Genomic DNA, 24,166 nt, shown 5'->3' on the forward strand with positions numbered 1-24,166 from the left:
CTGTCTACAATGAGATGATTAATTAAAACAGTTTATTCAGCAGTTTTGTGCAGCAAGGCATAATAAAAACCATCACCGCTCTTGCTATCAATTGGCAAGCACTGGCGACCAATCGCTTGTTTGATACCCCACTTGCAATCGTCGCTAAATTCAATGGCTTCTACATTATTATAATGAGTCATGAAATCCTGCATCTGCTCGACGTTCTCTTGCTTTAGGATAGAGCAAGTAACATACAACAGGTAACCGCCAACCTTAAGTTGCGGCCAAAGGTTATGCAAGATATCGGCTTGCAAAAGTGCGGTTTGTTCGACGTCTTCTTCAGTACGCAAGATACTGATATCAGGATGGCGACGAATCACGCCAGTCGCCGTACAAGGTGAGTCTAATAATATAGCGTCAAACACGAGCTTGCTCTTTTTCTTACCAGCCCCTTGCCATGTCGTCGCGTCAGCACAGACAATATTGAGCTCAATATTTTTCTCAGCTTGCTGTAAGTCGTGCTGACTTAAATTCAAGCGCTGTAAATTATCGTAAATACGCTCGATACGCGGCGCTTCATTATCTATCGCAGTTAGCTTCACTTTCGAAACTAGAGAAACAAATTCATCGTTTTGTTTCACGTGAAACAAAGGCGATTGCTCATCTGAGCTGATTAATTCTAACCAATGAGCAAGCTTACCACCCGGCGCTGCACAGGCATCTAAAATGCGGATCTCGTTGTTGCTCGTATCCATATCGCCGTCTGCATCATCGTTTTTAACACTCAGTTTATTGAGTAGAGCGCTATGGATAAGCGGTGCTGCAAGCTGAGCATGCATATCTTGTACACTAGCCGCCCCGTGGGCAAATTGTGGTAAGGCATTGACTGCAGTGCTTTGATGTAGTCTAAGACCTTTGGTTAATATACTATTAGAAGTGGCTGTATCCGATGAGTTGTCGAGTTGTAAGCCACTTGTTAGCTCAACTAAGTCTACTTCAACTTCAAACTCCACCAATGCTTGCTGGTAATCTTCTACCGAGGTAACCGCTGTATTCACTCGCAAAAACATTGGCGCAGGTTGACGTAGACCCTGCATCAAATCGTCATACTGCTCACTCCAATCTTGCTTAAGCTGATAGGCAAGCCAATTGGGTAAGCTGTGCTTTTTATCACACTTTTTACGGAATTTACTTGGGTTCTTAGCAACCTTACGCAAGATGGCATTGATTAAACCCGTCGCATGCGCAAATTCGATTTCTTTTGCTGCTTCAACCGTTTCATGAATTGCCGCATGGTCAGCCACTTGCAAATAGAGCAGCTGCGTCAAACCTACTTGAATCGTCGTACGTACTTCTTTTTCATCAATCGAGTTATCAGCCAGACTATCGAGTAGACGCTCAAGGGCATACCACTGGCGCAACGTCGTTAGCAATAACGCATGAGCAAAACCTTTATCCCCATCATGCAGACTATTTAGTAACGGATCAAGGACGCTTGCTAGCGACTGACCATTTTGAATGGCCAGCAAAGTGCGAATCACGCGAACGCGAACGCTACCATTCATGATAAGGTTGCTTGACGGTTTGAGCTTGTTATTTCTTGGTGCAGTGCTGGTTTGTCTCATTAAATTGAATTTCCTTGACGTCTAATAGTTAGCGTCTTGTGCGATTTGGATTAGGTATATCTAAATGGAGTTATTTCGTTTCTTTACTAAACTGGTCGCCATCATTAAGCTGATTGCCATGGCAGATTTGTTCGGCGCTCACAGGTTTGCTGCCTGCAAACTGTAGCTGAGTGATCGCTAAAGTACTGGCTTGCGGTTTTTCAACGCCATTATCAGTATCCATATTAACCTTACTGTCATGACCACAAGCTACCAATATCGCTTTGCGTCCAACGCTAATAACTGTACCTGCTTGTTTATCGGTTGGTTGCGATGCATTCACAGGTAAACTGGCTAAAATTTTGACACGCTGACCTGCCAAAAAGGTATAAGCACCAGGCCAAGGAGTTAAGCCACGAATTTGTCGTTCAATCACAGTGGCAGACTGCGTCCAATCAATTTCGCCTTCAGTTTTGACCAGTTTTTCAGCATAATTGGCTTGGCTGTCATCTTGTACTATAGCCTGATCTTGATAGTGTGGTAAATCTTGTAGCACAGTAATAATGGCGGTCGCACCAAGCTCAGCCATTTTATCATGTAGGCTGGCAGCCGTATCATCAGACTCAATACTAGCACTGACTTTATAAAGCATGTCTCCAGTATCAAGCCCTTTATCCATCTGCATAATAGTAATGCCAGTCTCGCTATCACCCGCCAATAGCGCGCGATGAATAGGTGCCGCGCCGCGCCAGCGTGGTAATAAAGACGCATGAATATTGAGGCAACCATAAGTCGGTGTGGTCAATACACCAATCGGCAATATCAAGCCATAAGCCGCAACAATCATCACATCTGGCTGATAACTACGCAGAGTCTCACGTGCGATCAACCCTTCACTACTAGATTTTTTAAAGGTGAGAGGCTGCTCAACGGCAATATCATGCGCCAATGCGACTTGCTTTACTGCAGAGGCTGATAATTTTTGACCCCGTCCTGCCTTGCGATCAGGTTGCGTATACACAGCGACGATGTCTATATTCAATGCTTCTTGCTGGCTGATAAGCGCCTCAAGACTAACGGCGGCAAACTCAGGAGTGCCAGCAAACGCAACTCTTAAGCGCTTACTAGATGAGCAATCTTTCATCGTAGATGGCATGGATAAATCGGAGGCAGAAGCAATTATAGTCATAAACAGGCATTATATAGGGTTGATTGACTCATTATAGGTGAGTTTGCGATGTTGTGCCATGGTTGTAATAACGGTAATCGAGCGTTACCAATGATACGGTTTGTCTTTATAATAGAAAGCAAGCAGGGCGCTCTTATTGATGAGTTTATTTACAAAACAATGCGTGATTGAGCGATATTCCACTGCCATTCACCATTTTTTTCTAGATAATAGCTGTACAACCGTAAAAGACAGAACGGCTTGAATAAACCAGCTACTTTGCCAAACTGATTACTTACTCACTATGTTTCTTGTGTCGATATAGGACCACGCTTTCATGCAACAGTTTCAGTCCTTACAGCGCTTACTCATATTTTATGCACTGACCTTGCTGGTCATGTTGTCTATCTATTATTTTGCGCTGTTTCACGAGATAAAAAAACACAGTGAACAACACAGTATCGATACTTTCCATACATTGCAGTATGAAGTTACTGAACGTGATGATCTTCTAAACCCTGACATTAAAAGGATTTTAGAAAAACCCGTATTTGAAGACATAAGCTATCAGCTGGTTTTTATGATGCCCTCTGGGCAGACTTATATCCATCGCCATACTCAGCCCAATGAGCGTGCTTTTGCTAACGTTACGTTTCCTATCATTAGCTCATCCCCTTCTAATAATGGCAGTCATAGTGCTTATACGCTTAATAATCGCAACTTAACCGGCACCATTAAACTCAAAAGTGGTCATCAGCTTTATATTATATTGCGCCATAAGCCGCTTATCATTGACTGGATATCTTATCGCTACTGGTTGCCATTGATGGCAGCGATCATACTTTTTATTATCGCTTTGCTGTATATGCTCAATCGTCGCACCAATTGGGAACAGCTGCTGATTTATACGGACAATCTAAGTAGCCACGCGAAAGAAGCCTATAGTCCGCCGCCTTTTTTGCAAAAAAAATCTACGCCTGAGTTTTTGCGTTTAGGCCATGCGCTGAGCCGTGTCAGCTACCAGCTGCATAATGACTATCGCCGCATTAAAACCCTAACACACCGTCTTGAACGTTTGGTTGATCAATCCCCTTTACCGATGCTAATGATCATGCGTCATGGTCAAATCAGCTTTTTCAATAAACGCTTTGAACAAATATTCATGTCTTTACCGCAAAGCGATAGCAACTATGAACTGACGGATTTTATCGCGGGTAAAGATGAATCCACGCAACGATTGCTGCAAACGTTATCCAACCTACGCGTCACTCGTACCTTAACAGTCTATGGGTTAGAAAATGAACAGACTTACCAATTGCACGTTACGCCATGGTTTGGTGAACATGGTCAGGTTCACGGCTTTACCGTACTGCTGAATAATGTTAATGAATTTGCCAGTCAAATAGGGCAATTACAGCAACAAAATCAACGGCTACAACGCCAAATTGATGAATTTAATACGATTAAATCGACGATGGGTCATGATTTGCGCCTGCCGTTAGAAGCAATGATTGACACGCTAGAACCGATTGATCCTGAGACATTAACTGCTGCGCAGAATGACATTTTAATATCCTTAATTAAAAGCAGTCAGAGCATGCTAACGACACTTAATGATGTGCTAGACATTGAGGAGATAGCGGTAAGAAAAACCCGCCTAAGCATTGAGCCTGTCGATATTTATAGACTGGGGCAACAGGTCAGTCAGTCATTTATAGAAAGAATAAGGCAGCAAGGACTTGAGCTGCTGTATTTTTTTACACCCGACAGTCCGCGTTGTATTGATACAGACCATCAGCGCCTACAGCAAATCTTGTACGACTTATTAGATAACGCGGTGAAATTTACCACTTCTGGCTATGTATCACTGACCATCGAAACGGTCAGTAATGCAGAGCTACTAGCAACAAAAAACCGAAGCTTAGTAAATCTTAATAAAGACCCTACACTGATTAAAAATAGTCAAATCAATAAAAACAATCCCAATCATGCCTCACACGACTGGATTCGTTTTAGCATAAAAGACAGCGGTATGGGCATCGATATAGCGAAGCAACATCAACTGTTGGTTCAGCTTAATAAAAGCAGCAATCAAAACACCCATCGAAACGTTAATTACATTCAAAAGAATACGACTGGGCAAGGCCTAGGGTTAAATAACGTCAATAGTTTTGCGCGATTATTGGGTGGTTTCATTGAAATAAAAAGCACGATGACTAAAGGCAGCAGTCTGAATCTTTATCTGCCTTGCAGACGTCCAAATTATCAGCCTATTTATCATCATAGTCAGCATTTGACTCATATCCATCTAATAGCAGTGATTAAACAACCACTACGTGCCAAACATCTGCGCGATTTTTGCGCATATTTATCGATGCCAGCTACTATCTATACTTCTATAGATAAATTAGATCTACAACAATTAAACGCAAAACTGGCGCAAGACGAGCAAAGACTCGCCCCTATCTTGCTATTAGATTATGAATATTATGAAACCCTGTCTATTGCTTCCGCAAATCAGGCAATAGGGAATGATGACAGACAACAGGCATTAAATACCCTACTCGATAATCCGTCGCTACCAAAGATACTACTTAGTATGAAACCTGAGCGCCGTATTCCCTCTATATTATTAGATAAATATGAAGGATTCTTGAGCAAACCATTAGATGCGACTTTATTGCTCTCTGAATTACTGCGCTTAACCTTACCAGCGAGACAGAAGCTGGTTCAAGCCATAGAGATAAAAGAAGAGAATAAGCAGCTAGCAAACGAAGCAGATAAAGCTGCCAACGAGAATGTATTGCCACTTATCTTGGTAGTAGAAGACAGTCCAACCAATCAGAAAATAACGTGCAAGATATTGAGTAAACTTGGTTATCGCAGTGTGGTCGCAGAAGATGGTCAGCAAGCGTTAGATATGCTACAACAACAGCGTCAAGATATCTCACTGATTTTGATGGACTGTCGCATGCCTGTCATGGATGGGCTACAGGCTACCCAAGCGATTCGTGCGCAAGGCGATAAAATTGCGATTGTGGCGCTGACTGCGAACAATACCAAAGAAGATCGCGATGCTTGTATAGAAGTAGGAATGGATGAATTTTTAGCCAAACCGATCAACAAAAAAGAACTAGAGTCGGTTTTACAGAGCTTCATAAAATCATGACAATCTGTAAAACCTACTTTTTAGGTTTAAACCAATTAATTCATAAATCAGCTACTTCATAAATCAGCTATTTCATAAAACCATTATCTGCTAAAAATGCTTCTGTAATTTGGCTTTGCGGACTTGGCGTATTCATACCACTGGTTTGCGACTTATTTAACAAACGTTCTAAATAGCGCGCGACGATATCCACTTCGATGTTGACCTTATTTCCAACCAGCCAATGCTTAGCGATATTGGTCACTTGTGCGGTATGCGGAATGATGTTTAAAGAGACAATATTGTCTCGTACAAGGTTGGTCGTCAGACTAATACCATCAACCGTGATAGAGCCTTTGGTCGCTGTATAATGCGCCAGCTCTTGTGGTACCTCAATTTCGATATAGATAGAGCGCGCATCTTGTTGCAGCTTACTGACCACGCCAACGCCATCGACGTGACCCGCGACGATATGACCACCAAAACGCGTGGTTGGTAGCATCGCTTTCTCTAAATTCACTGTGTGACCAGCTTTTAAAGTTTCTAATGCGGTACGAGCGATAGTTTCACGTGAGACATCGACCGAGTAATGATTACTACCTAGGTCTACGACGGTTAAGCAGATACCATTGGAGGCAATAGAATCTCCTAGCTTCACATCACTAAAGTCCAAACCATCAGATTCTATCGTCAAACGTATATCACCGCCCGTAGGCTGCATGGACTTAACCTTTCCAACACTCTCTATAATTCCAGTAAACATATCGACCTCATTTCATTATGATGTTGTCTTTATAGACAATATATTTTGATCTATTAATATTGTGCTAGCATTTGTCTAAGCCAGTTTTTTCAGTGCAACTTGAGCTTAATTGAGCCTATGATGGGATAGATTGTGGATAAGTACTGACAAATCAACTCATAACGTATTAAAACACGCATTTCCGTCAAGTTATCCACAGAAAACAAGATGTTGGCTAATATCAAGAAAGATTAATAGTAAAACCTAAGTTACTGATTACATTAGATTAATATAAATATTTTACAAAAGACCTATTTTTATGTTTCATGTGAAACAAAGTTATACACAGTTTCATGTGGAACCTTGTAAGACACTGGCTGCTTATCCACACTTAGCAAAAATTTAGCCCAAACTGTGGATAAGCTGTTTATAAATAACCAGTTATAGCGGTAATAAAGTCAATTTAAGGTCAGGACTTAATGTTTCATGGCTGAAAATATTAAAACGCAACTGCTGAGCTAGAGACAATGGGTTAAAATCGACCATCGGTCTGGCTTGCGCGCCCAACAAACAAGGCGCCTGATAAACAATCAACTCATCTACCAATTGTTGGCTTAAGAAACTACCAGCAACACTAGCCCCTGCCTCTACCAACACGTCATAACACTGATGATCACGGACTAATTTTTTTAGCAATTCAGTCAAGTTATCTTCGCGCCAATAAATCGTATCCGGTCGACGGCATAATTGATAGTCAGACTGTAAGCTGTGTTCTAAGCGCTGACGCCTATCGAGTATGACAACCTTAGGAGCAGGAACTTGTTCAGGTGGCACAGCTAATTGGTTGGAACGTACATTAAGCTGTGGATTATCCGCGATAACCGTTTCACTGCCGGTAATAATCGCGCCACTTTGAGCACGTAGCTTCTGCACATCTTCGCGGGCAGCCGCTGAGGTAATCCATTTTGACTCGCCAGATGCCATCGCGGTACGACCGTCAAGGCTGGTGGCAATTTTGAGTCGTACATAAGGCATTTGGGTGCGCATTGCCTTTAAAAATCCACGATTTAAAGCTTCTGCTTGTTCAGTTAATATACCGACTGTCACTTGAATTCCAGCCTGCTCTAACAGTTTTACACCGCGTCCTGCCACTTGCGGATTGGGATCAAGCCCTGCGATTACGACACGTTTCACACCGGCATCAATAAGGCCCAAAGCACAAGGTGGCGTACGCCCCGTATGACTACAAGGCTCTAAAGTCACATAGGCGGTTGCACCTAAAGCCCTCGCACCCGCTTCTTTTAGCGCAAATACTTCTGCATGAGGCTGACCAGCTTTCGGATGAAACCCTTGACCGACGATCGCTTCTGCTTGCACGATGACACAGCCTACCGCTGGATTAGGTCTGGTAGTATATATACCCTGTTTGGCTGGTTCGATCGCGAGCATCATAAAGTAGCGGTCTTGCGCATTCTGAGTATGGTTTGAGAGCGTCATAAAGAGATACACTTAATAAAAAAGCAGAGGGTAAAAACTATTTAACGTTATCGTCAGCTTTTTCATTTGGACGAATATTAGCAATCTCTTGATGGAAAGCATCAATATCTTGAAAGTCGCGGTAAACACTAGCGAAGCGCACATAAGCAACATCATCTAACGTTTTAAGCTCACTCATGATAATCTCACCCAACACCTTGCTACTGATTTCGCGCTCACCCATCTGTCTAACACGCTTCTCAATACGGCTTATCATCGCTTCTTGTTCATCAATGGTGATAGGGCGCTTTTGTAGAGGTAATAAGATAGAGCGGCGCAGTTTTTCGTTATCATAAGGCTCAATCTTGCCGCTAGACTTGATGATTCTAGGCATCACAACTTCTACCATCTCAAAAGTAGTGAAACGCTCTTGGCAGCTATTGCATGAGCGGCGACGACGGACTTGCGCACCTTCTGCCGCCAGACGCGAATCAATAACTTTAGTCTCTGACGCGTTACAATACGGGCAATGCATAGCGTTTCCTTATTTCAATATTAGGCGCAAGAATCACAGTCACTATTTATAAGACCGAATGATAAGACCAAACTATAAGACCGTAATTTCTGAGAATTAACGAGCTGTATAAGACAATTCAAAAAATCGGCTGATTATTTTCCAATACAGAAACTACCAAAGATTTTGCCCAACAAGTCATCCGCACTAAACGCTCCCGTAATCTCACCCAAACTGTTCTGAGCTTGGCGTAAGCTTTCAGCGACTAACTCTCCTGCTTGAAAGACCGTTAACTGCTCGTGCGCCTCTGCTAAAGAGTCGGCTGTGCGTCTAAGTGCATCTATATGACGTGTGCGAGCAATTAGGCTGTTTTCTGGCGGATGAAAACCGACCTTAGCACATAAGGCTTCGACTAAATTATCGATACCAGCACCTGTTTCACATGAAACATTAACTTGTTCATAACCACGTTCTTTTATTGCGATTTGCGAGACAGAGGGTATTTGACTGCTACTATCATCTAGTAAATCACTTAACAAATCACTCTTATTAGCAATAATCAATAAGCGTTTATCCTCTGGTAACTCACCAAATAATTGTTCTGCAAGCTGTAACGGTGTATCTTCTTCTTCAAGATCACGAGTCACATCGTAGACCATCAGTAGCATATCAGCTTGGGTAATGGCGGTACGCGCGCGTTCAATCCCAATACGCTCTACCGTGTCTTCTGTGTCACGCAGACCCGCCGTATCGGTAAGATGAAGTGTCAAACCATTGAGCACTACGGTCTCCTGTAGCGTATCACGAGTCGTACCTGCAACGTCAGTAACGATAGCGCGCTCTTGCCCTGCCAGACGATTCAGTAAACTTGATTTACCCGCATTTGGTCTACCTGCTAGGACCACATGGATACCATCACGTAAGAGCTGACCCTGCTTGGCAGTCGCCAATACTTGCTGTATCTTGTCTTGCGTTTGCTCAAGTTTACTTTGTATAACACCGTCTGATAAAAAATCCACGTCTTCTTCGTCAGGGAAATCAATCGCCGCTTCAACATACAAACGCAGATGAATAAGCTGCTCTAATAGTTGATTAATCTTCTTTGAAAACTCACCACTAAGGGAGCGAATGGCACTGCTAGCAGCAGCGGCACTGGTCGCATCAATGGCATCAGCGATAGCCTCTGCTTGTACCAAATCCAATTTATCATTATCAAAAGCACGATAAGAGAATTCCCCAGCACCCGCTTGTTTTGCGCCCAGCTCAAATACCCTTGCTAACAGTTGGTTTTGTAGAATCATACCACCATGCCCTTGCAGCTCAATCACATCTTCCCCTGTGAACGAATGCGGGCCTTTAAAGTACAGCACTAACCCTTCATCGATGACTGTACCATCAGCCTGATAAAAACGACAAAAACTGGCCATGCGTGGCGTAAAAGCAGACTTACCTGTTAGTGTACAGGCAATGTCATAAGCACGCGCACCAGACAGACGTACAACACCAACGCCACCTCTTCCAAGCGGTGTGGCAATAGCCGCAATCGTGGCCAAGCCAGATGCTTTAGGTGGTTCAGATGATTTAGGTACGGTTGACGCCATCTCTAGGGAATCCACAATTACTCTCAATAGCTAAAAACTCCATTATAGACGGCTGGACACAGACTGACAAAGCAAACTTTAAATAGCCATGCTTTGCGCTTATTTTATTTCAAATCAGTGAGCGATAATAGAAATGTCACGCATAAAAAAACCACCGCCGTAGCGATGGTCTTTTATCAATTGATGAGCTACTTAGTCCAATACTTTAACAGTACGACGCTTTTGCTCTTCTTCGACTTTTTTATTGACAATGTATTGCTGAGTCATACTGAACAAGTTGTTGACTGTCCAGTATAGTACGAGACCCGCTGGGAAAAACAGCATGAAAGCAGTAAAGATGATTGGTAAAAACTTCATCACTTTCGCTTGCATCGGATCAGCTGGCTGTGGATTTAGCTGCTGCTGTACAAACATCGAGGCACCCATCAGCAATGGTAAAATAAACCAAGGATCCATCGCCGATAAATCCTGAATCCATAAAATCCAAGGTGCATGACGCAGCTCAACACTCTCAACCAACACCCAATATAGCGCTAAGAAGATAGGCATTTGCATCAAAATAGGCAAACAACCTGCCATTGGATTGACTTTTTCTTCTTTATAAATAGCCATCATTTCTTGCGACATCTTCATTCGATCGTCGCCATGCTCTTCTTTAAGTGCGGCTAATCTTGGCGCAATCGCACGCATCTTCGCCATCGAATAGTAGCTCTTATTCGAGAACCACATCAGAGCAATTTTAACTAAAATCGTCAATACAATGATTGACCAACCCCAGTTACCGATGACTTTATGAATACCGTCCAAAATGGCAAATAAAATTTTCGATATTGGCCATAACAACCCATAATCGACCGTTTTATTAAGGCCTACTGCCACATCTTTTAGCTCAGATTGTACTTTAGGACCAGCGTATAATGTGGCATCTAATGTTACTTGTTTATTCGGCGCAACATTGACAGGTTGACTGTTGAAACCGATGAAGTAATCATCGCCTGTTTCACGGCTAAAGAAAGTAGCGGTAAAGTTTTCAGGTATCCATGCTGATACAAAGTAATGCTGCACAACACCAACCCAACCTTTATCACTACTAACAGCTAGCTCACCATCATTAAAGTCTTTAAATTTGAGCTTGTTATAGGGATCATCAGGGGTACCCCAAGCGCCGCCTAAGTAAGTCGCCATACTAAGCGCACCTTTATCAGACATACCTGGATCTTTACTGTCATCACGTTTCAACTGGGCAAATAGCTGACCTTGCCACGGTTGTGTAGAAGCATTTTGTATTTGATAGCTAATATCAATCGGATATTTATTTTCAGTAAAGGTAAAGGTCTTAGTAACGGTCACGCCATCTTTTTTATAAGTAAGCGGTACTGACAGCGTCTGTTGCCCGGCTTCCATGACGTAATTATTAGCAGTGTGGCTGTATTTGGCACGACCTTCTGCAGTATCAATACCGTTAGGACCAATAAGACCAGACTGAGCCACATACACGCGATTACTATTATTCTCTAGCAATACGAAAGGCTTATCGCTATCGAGTGTTGCGTCATACTGCTTAAGAGCAGCATAAACAATATCGCCGCCTTCTGGGTTGATCTTTATATCATAGCGATCGGTAGTGACCGTGATTAATCCCGTGTCTTTAGCAGGCGTTGCCGTCACAGCATCATTAGCGACTGTATTGTTATCAACAGGCAACGTCTGTACCGGAATATCACCTGCGGCACCAGTTGTCGAAGGGATGTCAGCACCTACTGAAGTAGTGGTTTCTGACACCGCATCTACAGCTGGCGCATCGGCATAATCATCTCGCCATGCCAAAATCAGCAGATAAGCGGTGATTAACATCGCAATGATGATCATCACCCGAAATATCTTTTGCATAAACCTTTCCTAGATTAAAAAATTAGGGAATGAAAAATTAGGGCATGTGTCATGACCGTACAATTATCATCATATGTGACAACAGTATTGCCAGTCATTTACATAAAATGTGCATCATTTTACTAAAAATCTGCCTTAAATGATACCAAGAGTGTGGATAACTTGTGGGTAACTAAATAGATATCCACAACTTCTCAGTCGATGACGAACGCTATGTTAGTTTCATCATATGGTTTAAGCGAGACACATAGCCTTTATTATCTCTAAAAACATATAAACCTTGAACTTTGACACTAGTAGCTAGTTCGCTAAAAGGTACATATTGATAATGATAAGAGGATAACGGTAGCGGCACAAAATCAATGCCGTGTCCACCCAAAGGATGACAACTGCTGATACGTTTTAATAATAACCAACTGCCTGCTCGGACTCCATGCCATGCCAAAGCTTGTTTACCATAATTCGAGCACGTAGGGTAATAGCGGCAACGAGCAGGTAATAGTGGACTTATTAACTTTTGATAAAAAACAATAAAATAATAAATAATTTTATAAAGAATATTATTTAAATTAATAAATAAAAAATTCATTTTATTTTTTTCTACTTTTTAATAATGTTAATTATTTGATTCTTCAATTCTTTATTGTCTATATCTTTTATAGATTTTTTGACAATAAAAACAATATCTTTGTTTTCTAAAGAATGAGCCTTTACACGAAAATGTTCACGTATTTGACGCTTGATTAAATTTCGCGCGACAGCCGTAGGAACTTTACGCTTGGTAATGGCCATCCCGACTCGCGGCTGACCAAGATCATTGGTACGCACAAATGCCATTAGATGGCTCTGATGAAGCTTACGCTCAGGTGCATCAAAAACCTCACGGAAGGCTGCAGGCGTGAGCAAACGCTGCTCTTTAGTGAAGCGGGCATTAGCTGCCGCTGAAACAGTATTGGACATAGCACAACCTAGTATAAGAGCGAATAACGGTAGCGGAAATAATAGCGCAGAAATAACAACAAAGTACAGAGACAAAAAAAGCGCCGATGTGGGCGCTTTTAATATATGGCTAAGTGTCAGTTGTGGTGATTGACTATCGCAATCTATAAATAATAGAAACACAACAAGCACTATAAGCCATGCTTATCGCAATCTACTGATTATACAGTAAGACGATGACGTCCTTTAGCGCGGCGACGAGCTAAGACCTGACGGCCTTTTTTAGTTGCCATACGAGCACGGAAACCGTGAGTACGTTTACGCTTGATCACGCTTGGTTGGAATGTACGTTTCATAACTCACCTATCAAAATAATGGACTAAATTCGTAATAACGGAGGATTATACCACCGCATAGAATCTTGGTCAATGAACTAATTTAATCTATGTCGATGCAGACAGATATTTTGACAGAGGAAATATCATTTTAAATGATTCATCGTGTGTAAATTTCATATTCATAACTAAAAAATAACGACTCAGTTAATTAATTCAGTGATGGATTCCCAAAAGTTACCCACAGTTTTTGTCGAAATCTATAATAATTAATTATTAATATATATAAGTATTGTTGTTATTGGGAGCTCGATTATCTGTGGCTAAGTAAGTTTTCCTTTTTATTATCAACATATTGTACTATGGGTAAACCTGTGGATAACCCTGTGGGCTAAATATGGATAACTCAACTTTTAAAGTTATGCACAAAAGTATCCACAGCCTTATCCCCAAAAAACAAGGTTTTATCCACAGGGTATTTGTGTTAGATTAGCCCCTACTTAATATGTGGCTTCGTATAGTTTATCAACGTAACTTCCAATATGGTTTCCAACGGAAATAATTGCGGAAAATATTAAGGGCTACGCAACAGATCACACTGCTAAAACACAAATATTATTTCAAATTATAGGGTTAGTATTTTTCATGATAGACACAGCAAATATTTGGGATAAATGTCTAAATGACCTACGATATAACGTCAAAGACAACGTATTTACTATGTGGTTGAGACCATTGTCAGCTCATCAAGAGGCGCAAACGCTGACTATACTTGCTCCTAATGATTATTTTGTGACTTACATCAAAAAAAATCACTTGCAAGAGATACAGCAGCTGGTTGCTAAGCACAGTCAGGGAAGTATCGAAGAGGTGGTTGTGCGTGTTGATAACGCTGGCCGCGATAACGAAGACAATCGTCAATTGCAATCAGGGTCTTTGTTTGATGAAGATAAACCCTCCCCTACCCCTGCAGACCATCAGTTTGAAACCATTCATCATAACAATGCAAAAGCAGATATTGATGCCAATATGCGTCACGCAGAATTGGTTGATTCAGCTGATGCCAAGTCGTTAAGTTATCTAAACCCTGACTTTACTTTTGAAACTTTTGTCACTGGCAAATCTAACAATCTGGCTTATAAAGCCTGTTATGAGCTTGGTAAGCGCCAGTCAAAAAATCGACACAATCCTTTATTTATATACGGACCTTCTGGTTTGGGAAAAACGCATTTAATGCATTCTGTAGCACATCGCTATTTAAAAAATAATCAAAGTTTTTATTATTTCACTTCTGAAAAATTTATTAATCAATTGGTTTATTCATTAAGAAATAATAAAATAGAAGATTTTAAAAAGAAAATTAAAAAAGTTGATTTATTGATTGTAGATGATATTCATGTATTGGCAGGAAAAACCAAAAGTAGTAATGAGTTTTTGACATTATTTGCAGATTTTACCAGTGGTGATAAACAACTGATTTTGGCTTCAGATCGTCATCCTTCGCAAATGACCGAATTTGATGAACGTTTTAGATCGCGATTTTCTTGGGGGCTTACTGTAGCAGTTGATCCGCCTGAGATTGATACTCGTGTGCAAATTTTGCAAAAAAAAGCAGCTTCATATGGTATGACACTGCCTAAAGAATGCGCATTATTCATCGCTCAAAACGTGGTTTCAAATGTTAGGCGTTTAGAAGGTGCTCTAAATCAAGTTTTTGCCAATGCTAACTTGACGGGTGCACAGATTACTCTTGAAATGGTGCAATATGCGCTAAAAGACATCGTCGCGATGCGTGTGCAAGCTGTGAATATGGATAATATTCGCAAAGTGGTTGCTGAGTACTATGATGTGACCATCAAAGAGATGATGGGTCGTAAACGCACGCGCAGTATTGCTAGACCGCGTCAAATAGCGATGGCATTATCGCGTGAGTTGACTGGTGATAGTTTTCCTGAGATTGGTCAATCATTCGGTGGTCGCGATCATACAACGGTGATGCATGCTTGCGATAAAGTTAATGAGCTACGAGCAGCAGATCCTGCTTTTGATAAGGATTACAAAACACTGGCATTGATGCTGCAAGCGGGTTAGCAGGTCACGGTATCACTATGTTTTAGTGGATTGATATGGTTTATAATATTAAAAATACGAGTAGACAGACAGCGAATGGATTATAGTCAATAGACAGGGTATGATTAAGCCATTATTGTTAAGTTTTATAATAAAAATCATTTAAATAAGAGTAACCAAGCATGCAATTATCGATTAATCGAGAGTCGTTACTAAAAGCCATTAATTTGATCGCCAAGGCTGCTGATAAACGGCACAATATGGTTATTTTGGGCAATATCAAGCTACAGCTATCCGAATCAACGCTTATTTTGACGGCCTCTGATTTAGAAGTAGAGCTGACATCGACGTTGAAATTGCCTGCTGGTGCTTGTGTTGAAGCTGGTACCACAACTTTACCTGCAACAAAATTAAAAGACATCTGTAAATCATTGCCTGCACAAGCTCAAATTAATTTGGCCACTCAAGAAAATGAACGCTGCTTATTAACCAGCGGCAAGAGTCGCTTCACCTTAGGCACATTACCTAGCGAAGATTATCCGAGTTTAGGTAATCCCGAAAATATCACGCCATTGACCATCAGTCGCAATCGTCTTATCGATTTGATTCATAAAACGCAGTTTGCAATGGCGATTCAAGATGTTCGCTATTATTTGACTGGCATGTTGTTTGACGTGTCGCAACAGCAGCTGACGACGGTTGCAACCGATGGGCATCGATTGGCTTTGGCGCGCAGCGTTATCGATGTCAGTGCTGATTTAAATATGCAGGCTATTTTGCCCCGTAAAGCTGTCATTGAGCTTGAGCGCTTGGCCTCTGAGCTAGGAAAAATGCTTGGTGAGCAAGACAATCAGGTTACCTTGAGCTTCGGTCGTGAGTTTTTGCAAGTGAGCTTACCCTTTGGTGACGTTGATAGTGCAGGACAGGTCAATCAAAACCTGATGGTTATTTTCACTGCGCGTCTGATTGATGGAAAATTCCCTGATTATCGCCGAGTGATGCCAAGTAATACGGATAAACTGGCTTTATTTAATCAAGAAAAAATGACGGACGTACTGCGCCGTGTCGCGATTTTAAGTAATGAAAAATCTCGCGGTGTGGTGTTTAATTTTGCCAGCGATGGCATGGTAGAAGTGCGTGCTAATAATGCAGAGCAAGATGAAGCGGTGGAGATGATACAGGCAAAGTATCAAGGTGAGCCGATGGAGCTGTCTTTTAATGCGGCTTATTTACAAGATGTGCTTGGCGTTATTCAAGGTGACTTGCAAATGCACATGAGCCAATCGAATGCTTCAGTGTTGGTAAACCAGCTGAATGATGAGTTCCATCAGTATGTCATTATGCCAATGCGTATATAGTTTCTGTATGTTTTCAATAGGCTTGAGCACAGAGGCTAAAGACACTCAGTTTGCACTAAAAAATTAAGGTAAGCTGAGTGTCTTTGATTAAAATCCGGTATTTTAAATTCAATAATTATTAAACTTTTGCCTATTTTATAGGTAGCGTCAATAGGCGGCTGTCGGCATTATGATTGAACGTCTACAAATATCGAACCTACGCAACCTGACGGAAGTCAATCTACATGCAACAGCTTGCAACGTCATTATCGGTGCCAATGGCAGTGGAAAAACTTCATTACTCGAAGCCATATTTCTGCTATCAAGAGGAAAAAGCTTTCGTCATCACCAGCCAAAACGCTACATTCAGCACCACCAAAATGCAGTGACTGTGTACGCTAGACTCAATGATAGTAGTACTCTTGCTATCCAAAAACAAGCTGACGCGACCACAATTCTACGTCTGAATCAAACCACTGTCTATAACCAAAGCATCTTAACTGAGCAGCTACCAACGCTACTGATAGATCCATCGACGATGGATATGTTAGAGCAGGGTAGTGCTAGTCGTCGCCAGCTGCTAGATTGGCTAGTGTTTCACATGAAACAAGGCTTTCATCCGCAATGGCTCGCCTATCAGCGTCTATTAAAACAGCGCAATAGTTTACTAAAAAAGACACGTCATTTGACCCAAGTGCAGCTCGCTGAACTAAAATCGTGGGACAAAGGACTTAGCAATCATGCGGCACTGATTCATCATTATCGTGAACGGATATTTGCAGAATGGCAGCCTTGTTTTGCTGAAAGTATCGCGCAGTTATTGCCTACTTATGCGGAGCAATTGAGCCTTAGTTATAATGCTGGTTACGATACGAATGTTGCGCTGCATATACAGCTTAACGAGCGCTTAGAACAGGATTTGCAACTGGGATATACTCGTATCGGTAATCACCGTGCTGATGTTCATGTGCATTGGCGCTCTAATGACTCGGCAGCGTCGAATAACAATCTCTCAGATACAATGCGTGAAGCGGACACTAACCTCAAAGTAGCTGTGATAAAAGAGCAGGCAGCCAATGTATTGTCGCGTGGTGAAAAAAAGCTATTAATTACAGCACTGCGTTTATCGCAACTGCCATTACTGCTAAATACTCAAAAGACTAATGATCTATCAAATGATCTATCAAATGATAGCGCTCATGCTCAGGTGACACCAGTGGTATTACTAGATGATATTACTGCAGAGCTTGATGATAGGGCGATAGATATTCTATTGTCGACGTTAGCGCAGCTGCCATGTCAGGTATTTATGACCAGCTTAACCGATGATATTTTGCCTTTAGTGCATCAATATTGGTCAAAACCCAGTACGTTTCATGTGAAAAAAGGTCAAATCTTTAGTCCTTAATTATCTCCTTTCTCCACGGGCTTTCATATCGATACTTATCTACCTGTCGTTTCGTAATGATATAGGCTATCTTTGCGAGCTGGTTTTATAGGCATAAAACGCTCAGTAAACAGTGACTTAGAGGCAAAAAAATGCTAAAATAGGGCTTTATTTTTGTCCTGTTCTCAGCAAGTTGTTTGATGACGTTATATAGGTGTTTTCCAATGCCTGTAAATTTCTAAGTATTTGATAAATAGGTGTTTTATTTGCTCTCTTGGTTTTTATAATGTTTAAAAAAAGAAGCCGATGTTAGAGAAAAAAAGCGCGGACTTGAAACTCTTTTTAAGTCGCTATCAACACTCAAGAATTTTCAGCTAATTGTGTTTTAGCTGGTAATGCTTATCAAAGGTTTTGACTATAAAAATTAAGTCTAAAATAACGTTATGAGGCGTCATCGTAGTGGTGCGCTAATAACAAACGGCTGATTATGGCTAGATTAAGGAATGCACATGAGTGATTCATTACCTACCGACCACGAGCAACTGACGTCAGACAGCATTGCTGAAACTACGGCACCAGCGGTGGTTCCTGAAAGTTTACCTTCTGATTATAGCTCCAAAGATATTCGTGTATTGCGCGGGTTAGAAGCGGTACGCGTACGCCCTGGTATGTACATCGGTGATACGGATGATGGTACAGGCTTACATCATATGGTCTTTGAGGTGGTGGATAACTCTATCGATGAGGCACTCGCGGGTCATTGTGATCAAATCGATATCATTATCCACGAAGACGAATCTGTGAGCGTCATGGATAATGGTCGCGGCGTGCCTGTCGATATCCATCCAGAAGAGGGTGTATCTGCGGCGCAGGTCATTATGACTGTCTTGCATGCAGGCGGTAAGTTCGATGATAACAGCTATAAAGTATCAGGCGGCTTACATGGTGTTGGTGTCTCGGTCGTTAACGCCCTATCGAAAAAGCTTGAAATGAATATCTGGCGTGAAGGCTATCACTATCATCAAACCTATACCGATGGGGTGCCTGATGCAGACATTCAGCAAATGGAGCCAACCGACAAAACCGGTACGCAAATTCGCTTTTATCCCAGTAGTGATGTATTTACTGGTACCATTTTTGAGTACGATATTTTAGCGAAGCGTTTGCGTGAGCTATCATTTTTGAACTCGGGTGTACGCATTGTTTTAACGGATGAGCGTATTGATAAGCGTCATGAGTTTGAACACAAAGGCGGCTTGTCAGAGTTTGTCAGCTATATCAATGCTGGTAAAGACGGCATCAATGAAGTCTTTCATTTTGTGAGTGAGCAAGATGACGGTATCAGCGTCGAAGTGGCATTACAGTGGACAGATACTTATAACGAAAAAGTGTTTTGTTTCACCAACAACATTCCACAGCGCGATGGCGGCACGCATTTATCTGGCTTTCGCTCAGCGTTGACGCGTTGTTTGAATACCTATATGGATCGCGAGAATCTCTTTAAAAAAGAGAAGGTCGTTGCTACTGGTGATGATGCGCGTGAAGGTCTAACCGCTATCGTATCCGTTAAAGTTCCAGATCCTAAGTTTTCGAGTCAAACCAAAGATAAACTGGTATCAAGTGAAGTAAAATCTGCTGTCGAATCAGCAATGCATGATAAGTTTAATGATTATCTGCAAGAGAATCCAAGCGCTGGTAAGGCTATTGCTGGCAAAATCATTGATGCCGCTCGTGCGCGTGATGCCGCTCGTAAAGCCCGTGAGATGACGCGTCGCAAGACCACGTTAGATATCGCTGGTTTGCCTGGTAAGTTAGCAGATTGCCAAGAAAAAGATCCAGCATTGTCAGAACTTTACATTGTGGAGGGTGACTCTGCAGGTGGTTCAGCAAAACAAGGTCGTAGCCGCAAAACCCAAGCGATCTTGCCATTGAAAGGTAAAATCCTAAACGTAGAGCGCGCACGTTTTGACAAAATGCTTTCTTCTGCTGAGGTTGGTAACCTCATCACTGCGCTTGGTTGTGGCATTGGTCCAGACGAATATAATCCGGATAAAGTACGTTATCATAAAATCATCATCATGACCGATGCGGACGTTGATGGATCACATATTCGTACCCTGTTGCTGACTTTCTTCTTCCGTCAAACGCCTGAGTTGATCGAACGTGGTTATATTTATATCGCCCAACCACCGCTTTATAAAGTGAAAAAAGGTCGTCAAGAGCTGTATCTAAAAGACGACGAAGCACTCAAAGCGTATTTATTATCATCAACGATTGATAATACTAAGCTGCATATCAGTGCCGATGCTCCTGCTATTACGGGTCAAGCACTAGAAACGCTACTAAATGACTATAACCAAACGCAGCTGATAAAGGCACGTTTGCAGATTCGTTTCCCAGCGGTGTTATTGGATGCGCTGACGCATACGCCGAAGCTTAGCACTGATATGACTTATGATTTTCCTGCGATGCAAGCTTGGAAAGAGGCGATGCAAGCTCAGCTTGAGCACTTCGGTAGTGACTTGAGTCCGGAGATTGAACTGGTCAATATCCATGCGCCGCAGCCTAAAAATATGGATGCTGCTGCTGCTGATTTACTGGGTATGAAGCCTGCGGTAGAAACTGAAGAAGGCGCGGCGTCTGATAGTGAAGCGTTATCTGCTAAAGCACAATGGTTGCCACGCATCACGGTGTATGTGCACCAGTTAGCCCATCATTATCTGCTAGATGCTAGCTTTATCAATTCGGGCGAGTACAGCAAGTTGCTGCGTTTGTCTGCTGAATGGAATACCTTGCTTGCAGAGGATGCCTTTATCCGCCGTGAAGCAACGACTGGTACGACCAAAGATATCCCTGTACGCGACTTTGATTACCTCTGGCAGCAGATGATGCTTGATGCGCGTCGTGGTCTAGCAATTCAGCGCTATAAAGGGCTGGGTGAAATGAACGCAGATCAGCTCTGGGATACCACGATGGATCCTGAAAACCGTCGTATGCTACGCGTGACGATTGAAGATGCGATTGCGGCGGATCATATGTTTACTTGCTTGATGGGTGATCATGTTGAACCGCGTCGTATTTTCATTGAAGAGAACGCATTGACGGTGTCTAATTTAGACATCTAGGTTGGACATAAAGAGTTGCGAAATCATTGTTAATTAATTAAAAAAACCACCGCTTTGGCAATCAAGGTGGTGGTTTTTTAATGTTAGAATTGTTTCACGTGAAACTTAGTTTACTAATTGCTTTAGATAATGGATATAGAAATGATCGAAGTTTTTTTACTTGCGATAGCCTTGGCGATGGATGCATTTGCCGTCTCGATTGGGTTAGGGGCTAAATCGCAAAAGAAATCATCTGCTTATGTGTTGCGTTTAGCCGTTTATGCAGCACTGTATTTTGGTATTGCGCAAGGTGTGATGCCGCTGATAGGTTATCTATTGGGTGCAGTATTGCTAGGCTGGTTGGCGACTGCTGCACCGTGGATTGGTGGTGGGATTCTTATTGTGCTTGGCGCTAAGATGTTATATGAAGCGTTTAATGGTGAGATTGAAGCGGTGTTAGCAGACAGTTTCGATGGAGACATACAAGAAAAAATCAATCATCGTATGATGTTTACATTGGCTATCGCTACCAGTATTGATGCGATGGCAGCAGGCTTTACTTTGAATTTACTAGCAGTTAATGCGTGGCTAGCGTGCTTCATTATCGCTATTATCACCGCTGGATTTGGCTTTTGCGGTAGCTATTTAGGTAAGTCTTCTGGAACTTGGCTCGAGGATAAAGCTGAGATACTGGGTGGATTAGTATTGATAGCCATTGGTATAAAGGTGATGTTTATCCGTTAATAAGCATCATTATTTGAATTGATTCTCTACAATAAAAAGCACCCCTTTGATGATCAAAGGGGTGCTTTTTATTGTAGAGACTTTGTTTCACGTGAAACAATAACTATTTTATATTAACTACTATTTACTCTTCGTCAGTATCAAAACGCCAGGCGAGTATACGCGTGCTTTTTTGACCTTGGCTCATCTCAATGATGCGCATTTGGGCAACACCAAGTTGTTTTAATAGCAATTGCATAGGCTTCACGTTTTCTGATTTTGAGACTAAACTTGTGAACCAGCCAACATGCTCAGCGAAATCTTGACTCTCTTTTGCCATCTTGGTTAAAAAGGCAATCTCGCCACCCTCAGACCATAGCTCTTTATGCTGACCACCAAAGTTTAGGTTTTGCGCGGCATTGCCAGACTTGGTTGAGCTGCGGCTGATTTGTGCGTTCTCATTCTTACCGCGATGCCGTTGCAAATTATGCTGCTTACGACTATTGGCTTCCATCGCTTCTTCTAATGAGGCATGGAATGGCGGATTACAGACCACCACATCAAAGTAATCTTGACGACCGATGATATTTTTAAAAATAAATTTAGGTTCGGTTTGTAGTTTGACTTTAACGGCACTTTTTAGCTTTGGATTGGTCTCACAAATAAGCGCGGCAGTATTGACCGAAATAGGGTCAATATCTGAAGCCGTAAATCGCCAACCATAGCTTTGGCTGCCAACAATCGGATAAATCGCGCTGGCACCCGTACCGATATCAAGGGCGTGGATTTCTTTACCAGTCGGCGGGGTATTCTCTTTATTAACATGCGTCGTTTGCGCGAGTAAATCGGCAATGTAGTGAATGTAATCGGCACGTCCCGGAATCGGTGGGCAGAGATAACCTTCCGGAATATCCCAAAATTTCACCCCATAATAATGCGCCAGTAACGCCTGATTAAGGACGCGCACGGCGACACTGTCGGAGAAGTTAATCGTCGACTCGCCTTTAGGGTTGGTAATGGTGTGCTTAGCAAGCTCAGGCAAAGCGCGAGTCAATACTTCAAAGTCATAGCGACCTTGGTGCGGATTGCGCGGATGTAGCTGCCCTAATTTTTTGGCAGTTTCAGGCGATCTGTTTCGGTGATTATTGGCGGTCGGGCGACGGTTCATAGGCTTACTGGTCATAGTATCGGGCTTTGATGTTTGAATATAATGCACCATTTTAGCAGATTTCACGAGTCACTAGCGTCTTATCGACTACGTAAAATCAGATTTAATCCCAATATTATCATCGCTGTACCCAATACGCGGTCGATCCAATGTTCAAAACGCTGAAAGCGACGATGAATGGCAGGAATAGACAGTAACATCACCACGGTACTAAACCATGCCATCTGCAAGACCATCATCCAGACACCATAAATAGCCAATTGCCACAGTGGTATATCGGGTGAGAGTACGAGTGTAAATATCGCGACGAAATAGACGGGCGCTTTGGGATTAAACACATTGCAAAAAAAGCCACGGCGTAGAATGGAAGCGGTCGATTCAGTGTCAGTAGGCGGTTTTTTGGTCGAGATGGCTTTATCAGAAAGCTCGGCATCACTGGTAGAAGTCGTTTGCTTAATAAGCATATCTTGTGAAACGTGAACACCTGAATCTATTAGCTCTACTGGATTTGCTAAATCTGATGCTTTTTTCGGTTTGGCTTGAATACCTTGCCAACCTAAATAAATAAGATAACTGCCGCCCAACCATTTAATAGCGGTCAGTAATGGCTGCGAATGGGCGATGAGCGTTGCCAGTCCTAGCACCGAATAGATAATGTGTACGGCAAGACCTAAGGTAATACCAAGACTACAAATCAAACCCGTGCGTCTACCTTTTGCCAAAGTTTGCTGTGAGACTAATACAAAATCAGGACCCGGGGAGGCGGCAGCGAGTAGATGGACGCTGGTGATAAGCAAAAAACCGTGCCAAAATTCCATAAAATGCTCTGATTCATTTCTTGAGTTAGATAATAGTTGCACATTAGCGCAAATGAGGTCAACTGATATTGATACCAGCTATTGATACTCATGCTAAAACGATGATTGCGTTGCACGTAGCGTATGTCTATATTGAAAGTAAGTTACATGATTTTTAGCA

18 protein-coding genes are annotated in these 24,166 nt (G+C 42.1%); 6 read left to right on the top strand and 12 right to left on the bottom strand.

From position 1 onward, the window contains the following. Positions 1-32 precede the first annotated feature (32 nt). On the bottom strand, positions 33-1,607 hold the full coding sequence (locus JMV76_RS03735) for a transcription antitermination factor NusB (RefSeq protein WP_201501691.1): 1,575 nt from the start codon (positions 1,605-1,607) through the stop codon (positions 33-35). A gap of 70 nt (positions 1,608-1,677) precedes the next feature. Continuing rightward, entirely contained in the window at positions 1,678-2,730 is a 1,053-nt protein-coding gene (gene fmt / locus JMV76_RS03740) for a methionyl-tRNA formyltransferase (protein WP_374190046.1), read from the bottom strand. A gap of 361 nt (positions 2,731-3,091) precedes the next feature. Here fmt and JMV76_RS03745 point away from each other — a divergent pair, with 361 nt between their 5' ends. Continuing rightward, positions 3,092-5,923, top strand: coding sequence for a response regulator (locus JMV76_RS03745; RefSeq protein WP_201501693.1), 2,832 nt, complete (start codon positions 3,092-3,094; stop codon positions 5,921-5,923). Positions 5,924-5,990: 67 nt separating this feature from the next. On the opposite strand, the gene JMV76_RS03750 is transcribed toward JMV76_RS03745, so the two are convergent. The 8 genes from JMV76_RS03750 to rpmH form a co-directional block, all read right to left on the bottom strand. After that, a complete protein-coding gene (locus JMV76_RS03750; RefSeq protein ID WP_201501694.1) occupies positions 5,991-6,665 on the bottom strand; it encodes a riboflavin synthase in 675 nt (224 codons plus the stop codon). A 420-nt stretch (positions 6,666-7,085) separates the two neighbouring features. Beyond that, positions 7,086-8,141, bottom strand: a complete 1,056-nt coding sequence (ribD, locus tag JMV76_RS03755; RefSeq protein WP_201501695.1) for a bifunctional diaminohydroxyphosphoribosylaminopyrimidine deaminase/5-amino-6-(5-phosphoribosylamino)uracil reductase RibD — start codon at positions 8,139-8,141, stop codon at positions 7,086-7,088. Positions 8,142-8,178: 37 nt separating this feature from the next. Then, a complete protein-coding gene (gene nrdR / locus JMV76_RS03760) occupies positions 8,179-8,655 on the bottom strand; it encodes a transcriptional regulator NrdR (protein ID WP_045442876.1) in 477 nt (158 codons plus the stop codon). A gap of 134 nt (positions 8,656-8,789) precedes the next feature. Further along, positions 8,790-10,235 (bottom strand): tRNA uridine-5-carboxymethylaminomethyl(34) synthesis GTPase MnmE, encoded by a 1,446-nt coding sequence (gene mnmE, locus JMV76_RS03765; RefSeq protein WP_201502062.1) that lies wholly within the window; start codon positions 10,233-10,235, stop codon positions 8,790-8,792. 192 nt (positions 10,236-10,427) lie between these two features. Beyond that, positions 10,428-12,125, bottom strand: a complete 1,698-nt coding sequence (yidC, locus tag JMV76_RS03770; RefSeq protein WP_055125623.1) for a membrane protein insertase YidC — start codon at positions 12,123-12,125, stop codon at positions 10,428-10,430. Between the two features lie 211 nt (positions 12,126-12,336). Next, a complete protein-coding gene (gene yidD, locus JMV76_RS03775; RefSeq protein WP_201501696.1) occupies positions 12,337-12,714 on the bottom strand; it encodes a membrane protein insertion efficiency factor YidD in 378 nt (125 codons plus the stop codon). A gap of 11 nt (positions 12,715-12,725) precedes the next feature. Continuing rightward, positions 12,726-13,085 (bottom strand): ribonuclease P protein component, encoded by a 360-nt coding sequence (gene rnpA / locus JMV76_RS03780; protein WP_201501697.1) that lies wholly within the window; start codon positions 13,083-13,085, stop codon positions 12,726-12,728. A 200-nt stretch (positions 13,086-13,285) separates the two neighbouring features. Beyond that, positions 13,286-13,420, bottom strand: coding sequence for a 50S ribosomal protein L34 (gene rpmH / locus JMV76_RS03785; RefSeq protein ID WP_007394757.1), 135 nt, complete (start codon positions 13,418-13,420; stop codon positions 13,286-13,288). Between the two features lie 624 nt (positions 13,421-14,044). Between rpmH and dnaA the strand changes: the two genes are divergently transcribed. The 5 genes from dnaA (at position 14,045) to JMV76_RS03810 (ending at position 22,041) form a co-directional block, all read left to right on the top strand. Then, positions 14,045-15,490 carry a chromosomal replication initiator protein DnaA gene (gene dnaA / locus JMV76_RS03790; RefSeq protein WP_045442885.1) on the top strand — a complete coding sequence of 482 codons (1,446 nt, stop codon included), beginning with the start codon at positions 14,045-14,047 and terminating at the stop codon, positions 15,488-15,490. Positions 15,491-15,651: 161 nt separating this feature from the next. Then, positions 15,652-16,827: a DNA polymerase III subunit beta gene (gene dnaN / locus JMV76_RS03795; protein ID WP_201501698.1), complete on the top strand. Its 1,176-nt coding sequence runs from the start codon at positions 15,652-15,654 to the stop codon at positions 16,825-16,827. Between the two features lie 169 nt (positions 16,828-16,996). Further along, on the top strand, positions 16,997-18,214 hold the full coding sequence (gene recF, locus JMV76_RS03800) for a DNA replication/repair protein RecF (RefSeq protein WP_201501699.1): 1,218 nt from the start codon (positions 16,997-16,999) through the stop codon (positions 18,212-18,214). Positions 18,215-18,702: 488 nt separating this feature from the next. Then, entirely contained in the window at positions 18,703-21,318 is a 2,616-nt protein-coding gene (gyrB, locus tag JMV76_RS03805; RefSeq protein ID WP_201501700.1) for a DNA topoisomerase (ATP-hydrolyzing) subunit B, read from the top strand. Between the two features lie 141 nt (positions 21,319-21,459). Next, on the top strand, positions 21,460-22,041 hold the full coding sequence (locus tag JMV76_RS03810) for a manganese efflux pump MntP (protein WP_201501701.1): 582 nt from the start codon (positions 21,460-21,462) through the stop codon (positions 22,039-22,041). Between the two features lie 124 nt (positions 22,042-22,165). Here JMV76_RS03810 and rlmF read toward each other — a convergent pair whose 3' ends face one another. Continuing rightward, on the bottom strand, positions 22,166-23,203 hold the full coding sequence (rlmF, locus tag JMV76_RS03815) for a 23S rRNA (adenine(1618)-N(6))-methyltransferase RlmF (RefSeq protein WP_201501702.1): 1,038 nt from the start codon (positions 23,201-23,203) through the stop codon (positions 22,166-22,168). Between the two features lie 65 nt (positions 23,204-23,268). Further along, on the bottom strand, positions 23,269-24,006 hold the full coding sequence (locus tag JMV76_RS03820) for a LysE family translocator (protein WP_201501703.1): 738 nt from the start codon (positions 24,004-24,006) through the stop codon (positions 23,269-23,271). Positions 24,007-24,166 lie beyond the last annotated feature (160 nt).

The organism is Psychrobacter cibarius (assembly GCF_904845955.1).
In the GTDB taxonomy this organism is placed as follows: Bacteria; Pseudomonadota; Gammaproteobacteria; order Pseudomonadales; family Moraxellaceae; genus Psychrobacter; species Psychrobacter cibarius_B.